This window comes from Actinomyces succiniciruminis, assembly GCF_900002405.1.
Taxonomy (GTDB): domain Bacteria; phylum Actinomycetota; class Actinomycetes; order Actinomycetales; family Actinomycetaceae; genus Actinomyces; species Actinomyces succiniciruminis.
This window is the reverse complement of the sequence record NZ_LK995537.1, coordinates 1-1119: the sequence shown is the minus strand read 5'-3', so window position 1 is coordinate 1119 and position 1119 is coordinate 1. Positions and strand designations below refer to the sequence as shown.

Annotated in this window: 1 protein-coding gene; it reads right to left on the bottom strand. The window is 66.4% G+C overall.

Features of this window, described 5'->3' with window-relative positions:
* Positions 1 to 61: 61 nt before the first annotated feature.
* The coding region (locus BN1056_RS12290; RefSeq protein ID WP_210581613.1) for a DDE-type integrase/transposase/recombinase at positions 62 to 1119 on the bottom strand (1058 nt) is incomplete at its 5' end.

The window sequence follows — 1119 nt, the reverse complement described above, 5'->3', positions numbered from 1 at the left end:
ACTGTGCTGTCTCCACACTTCTGGGACGGTTGGATCTCATGACTTCTGGGACGGTTGAGTCTCATGGGTTTTGGGACGGTTGGGAGCGGGGTGAGCGGGGTGGCCTGCTGATGATTCTGTTGGGTGGTTTGGAAGCGTTGATGGTGGCCCGGCTGTGGGTCTGGGCCTGGGTGGGCTGGGGCCAGGGGATCGCGGCGAAGTGTGTTCCGGCCTGGTCGTAAAGGTCCAGGCGGGTGGGGTACTGGCGGAACTCGATCGTCTGGCCGGCCATGAAGGAACCGACGTAGATGATCCGGCCCTTGTAGGTCACGCTCCCGTTGCTCAGGGACTGTCTGCTGGTGATGGCCGGGTCGGTGCTGGCTGCCTGAGGCAGGCTCAGCGGCACCGGCCCGGACAGCGCGTCAAGGTTGATCGGGGAGGGGTTGGGCAGGGCCCGGGGGACCTGGTGCCACACGCGTATGGGGGTTATGGATATTCCCAGCCCCTGGTGCTGGCGCTCGGTGTTGTAGTAGGCGGTGAAGTGCACCAGTCCGGCGTTTAGGTCCTCCAGGGTGGTGTAGGGGTGCGCTTCCAGCCACAGCTGGAGGGGCTTGTGAGAGCTTTCGACCTTGCCCTGGGTCTGTGGGTGACCGATGGCGCCGCTGATCGGACGGATCCCCAGGCTGGCCAGCCACCTCTCCGTCCGCCCGATACCGGTGGTGCGGTGAGTGTTGAAAGCCCTGCCGTTGTCGGTCAGGACGGCTGCGGGCCGCCCCCAGGAGTCGAACGCCTCGGACAGGATTTGGCGTGTGGCCTCATGCGTCTCCCCACCCCAGGCCGCCTTGAGCGCCACTAACACCCTGGAGCAGTCATCGATGACCTGGTAGATGGTCACCAGCCGCTCCTGGATGCGCCACTCGATGCCGTCCAGCTGCCACAGCTCGTTGGCGCTGGTACGCGTGAACCGCTTGAAAGACACCCGCGGGCGCTTGCGTGGCGCCGGGACCACCAACCCCATGGCCCGCATGCGCCTGGCAATAGTCGCCCGCGACGGGGCCGGGTTTGCCCCCGCCCCGGACAGCACCCACCACACCGACCACGCACCCGCCTCCTTCCCGTCGGCAACCAGCTCCCGGCGTA